Source organism: Streptomyces sp. NPDC048516 (genome assembly GCF_043199875.1).
GTDB lineage: Bacteria > Actinomycetota > Actinomycetes > Streptomycetales > Streptomycetaceae > Streptomyces.
In genome coordinates, this window is the sequence record NZ_JBICWS010000055.1 from 1 (window position 1) to 3,105 (window position 3,105).

The 3,105-nt window shown below is 66.2% G+C and carries 3 protein-coding genes and 2 pseudogenes; 2 read left to right on the forward strand and 3 right to left on the reverse strand.

The genetic code is table 11. From position 1 onward, the window contains the following. Positions 1–218 precede the first annotated feature (218 nt). Entirely contained in the window at positions 219–875 is a 657-nt protein-coding gene (locus ACGFR7_RS37415) for a hypothetical protein (protein WP_393328531.1), read from the forward strand. 52 nt (positions 876–927) lie between these two features. Here the strand turns inward: ACGFR7_RS37415 and ACGFR7_RS37420 are convergent. Further along, positions 928–1,146 (reverse strand): annotated as a pseudogene (locus ACGFR7_RS37420) (serine hydrolase); the annotation flags it as partial. Here ACGFR7_RS37420 and ACGFR7_RS37425 point away from each other — a divergent pair. Further along, a pseudogene (locus tag ACGFR7_RS37425) lies at positions 1,147–1,568 on the forward strand (site-specific integrase); the annotation flags it as partial. 47 nt (positions 1,569–1,615) lie between these two features. Here the strand turns inward: ACGFR7_RS37425 and ACGFR7_RS37430 are convergent. Together ACGFR7_RS37430 and ACGFR7_RS37435 are read right to left on the reverse strand one after the other, a co-directional pair. After that, positions 1,616–2,113, reverse strand: a complete 498-nt coding sequence (locus ACGFR7_RS37430; protein WP_393328533.1) for a hypothetical protein — start codon at positions 2,111–2,113, stop codon at positions 1,616–1,618. 46 nt (positions 2,114–2,159) lie between these two features. Continuing rightward, a complete protein-coding gene (locus tag ACGFR7_RS37435; protein ID WP_393328536.1) occupies positions 2,160–2,900 on the reverse strand; it encodes a hypothetical protein in 741 nt (246 codons plus the stop codon). Positions 2,901–3,105 lie beyond the last annotated feature (205 nt).

Consider the following 3,105-nt stretch of genomic DNA (forward strand, 5'->3'; position numbering starts at 1 on the left):
CCGCTACGAGAAACGCGCCTACATCTACCTCGGCACCGTCACACTCGCAGCCCTCGCCATCTGGCTCCGAACGTGATCCGAGAAACAGTGCCTAGCCGATGACCGGGTTCCGTAGCTTGCTCATTTCCATGAATTCGCTCGATCGATCGGTCTATCAGACTTGAGCACCGGTGCTCGCCAGTCGTGCCTACCCTCGCAGCGTGCCAAAGAAGTCACCCGTGGGGTCAAAGATCTACAAGGCGCTGGCCGAGGCCCGCACGACTGAGCCGTATCCGGTCTGGATGACATGGGAAGGCGTCGCGCGGCAGGTCTACGGCTATGCGTTCGAGACACGCAACGCCCAGCAATGCGTCAGTCGGCTGCCCTCGGTCGGCGTTCTGCGTTACAGCAATGGCCGTACGGCGGGGCCACGAATCTGGCCTACGCCTGCCGAGTTATGGCTACTGAGGCAGGTACGGAAGGTGTTCGATGATGCCCTGCTTGCCGTAGACAGCACGAGGTACAGACCGCCGACGCGTGATGAGGTCTTGGAAGGCTTTCTCAACGGCATCCACGATCACAAGGTGACGGTGGACCTGGGGCAGGTCGTCACCCTCGTCAACGGGTGCTGCGGGACCTCGTTCGATGCGGCGGACGTGCTTTGGTGGCGTTTGGGTCTGGAGAGGCGTCGAGCGCAGGAGCGGAACGCCTACCTGAACAGGCTCAGTGCCGGAATGAGCAGGCTCTGCATCGAGAGGGCACGACAAGAAGTTGAAGCACGCAAGGTGTGGCTCGGTCCGTGGCGGGTGGATCCCCAACAGCTGACCGAATGTCCCTGCTGCCACCAGGAGGTCATGTCACCAGCGGTGTTCTCGCAAGGAGTTCGCGCCGGGTAGGAGACGGCTTCGAGAACCAGGCACGCATCTTGTGCGAGGACAGCCGAGTGCCTCAGGCGAACGCAAGCCCGCGGAAGGCGTTACGGACATCGGTCGGTGGCTGGCGGTCGCGGGTGTAGTAGAGCTTGTTGGTCAGCAGCACCGCCCACCGGTCCTGGGCGGGGGAAAGCCATATGCCGGTGCCGGTGAAGCCGTGGACCCAGACGCCCTGTTCGTCGATTGTGCCAGGAGCCGGGTGCCAGAACAGGCCGCGTTCCGGCTGGAGGTCGCCGCCGGTGTCCGGACCGTCCACCTGCCGGCCTTTCTCTACATCGAGGTCAAGCGGCACTTGGCCTGGTTCGCGGAGAAGGAGCCCGACGGGCTGTTGGCTGCTGTTCGTGGGCGAGAAGGGAGCACCGCTCCGGCGCACCAGATTCGGCCGGAAGTGGGCCAAGGCCTGCGCCGGCGGTTGGCCTGCCGAAGGACTTCCGCTTCTACGACCTCCGGCACATCGGCCACACCCTCTCCACCCAGTCCGGCGCCACCCTCAAGGACACGACGGTCCGCGCCGGCCAGTCCTCGGAGAAGGCCGCGATGATCTACCAGCACTCCGACGACGCCCGCCAGCAGGAGGTCGCCGGAGGCATCGACGCCAAGGTACGGGCTGCTCGGCAGGCAGCGATCAAGTCGTCTCCAGCGGCTCGGGGAGCATGAGGACGGGGGGCCGGGACGTCGATCCCTGTCCCGGCCCCGACCCGGTTTCAGCGCAGTCCGTACGCGTGCTTGTAAGGCGCTTCGGCATCGGTGGACCGGAGGAAGTGAGGCTGCTTCTTGGGCCTGCCGCCGCTGGTACGACAGGCGACTCCAACAGGGGCGTCGCAGGCGCGACACTCCCAGTCGAGGGCCTCCGCCAGTCCCCGCTCCTTGATCTCGGCCAGCACCGCCTGGCGCGCCTGCGACCAGGCTTGCCTGTCGGGCCCCGTTCCAGATAGCTCCGAGTCCTGCAGCCGGCGGAACGCCCGCTGACGCTTGGGGTCTGCGAGGGGCCCCGACAAGGGCTTGGTGACGACCGCAGTCTGGGCCGCCCTTTCGCCGGCCCCCAGCTCTGCTTCCAGGTCGTCGACCCGCTGGCGCAAGTGGCGCTCGAAGTCGTCCAGCGTCGCTCCAGGGTGCGTCCCTGAGAAGTCCAGGGTCTCCAGGTGGAAGCGGCGAAGAACGTTGAGCATGTAGTGCGCCTTGTGGTTGGTGAACTCGCGCATCGTGGTACCTGTTTGTCCTTTCTTCTGGCGTGTCGTGCGGGCGGGCTCAGAGGTGCTGGGCGAGCGCGGCCTCCAGACGCTCGACGGCATCGCCGTGGGCGCTCAGATGCGGCTGCATCATCCACACGTCCTCGCGGAAGGGCTCGAACCCCAGGGACTGCCAGGTGCGTTGGACCACGGCCTTCTCCCGAGCCTCCCGCTCGGTGTCGTCCCGTTCGCTGACGGGGATGTCGATCGGGTACGGATGTGTCGCCACGAGCACCGCTTGGCTGGCCACCCAGCGGAGCAGGCGGCCGATCAACAACCGGCCGACCCCACCCAACCCGCGCCACGCCGGGGCGATCCGAACCCGGTCGATGATGACGATCTGGTCACCACTTACCAGCCCCTCCTCCAGATCGGGGTGCAGGCCGAGATCCCCCGCCTTCTCGAAGAGCGGCATGAAATGCGCGTAGTCGGCGTCGCGCGAGTCCAACGACGCGTAAATGCTCCCGACGCGCCACAGGTCCACTGTGAGGCCGGACATGGCGAGGATCGTCAGCTCCTGATCCTCGCCCCGGGACGACTGTGCCAGCGATACGCCAGGGGCCAGGAGCCGCGCATTGTCGGCCTCGGTCTCTTCGTCGTCCGGCTCCCACAGGGGCAGGACGGTGCGGCAGTGCCATTCGAGTGTTGCGGGATCGTCGTGGGCATCGGATGCGACCAGGGAAGCGGACGAGTCGAAACGTAACTCCAGACGGTTCAGATACGTCAGGAGGTCCGCCTCGGAGGATGCGGCGTCGGTCATGACGCCACACGCTAGCCACGCAGCCGGCCTTGTATGGGGAGATTCCCGAGACCGGCGGCGATCCCCTCTGCAGGACTCTGAAGCAGGTGGTCCGAGGGGGTGCGCCACGTGCCCCGTTATCTTTTTCGCGGTCCTGCAATGGGGCCGCTGGCCTCCGGGCCCGGCATGACTGTTGCCCCCTGTCGAAGGCATGACCTGGGGGGTG

Bases quoted from the DNA above. Each gene is read 5' to 3' on its own strand.
- ACGFR7_RS37435 (WP_393328536.1), bottom strand. From the start codon at position 2,900: ATGACCGACGCCGCATCCTCCGAGGCGGACCTCCTGACGTATCTGAAC.
- ACGFR7_RS37430 (WP_393328533.1), bottom strand. From the start codon at position 2,113: ATGCGCGAGTTCACCAACCACAAGGCGCACTACATGCTCAACGTTCTT.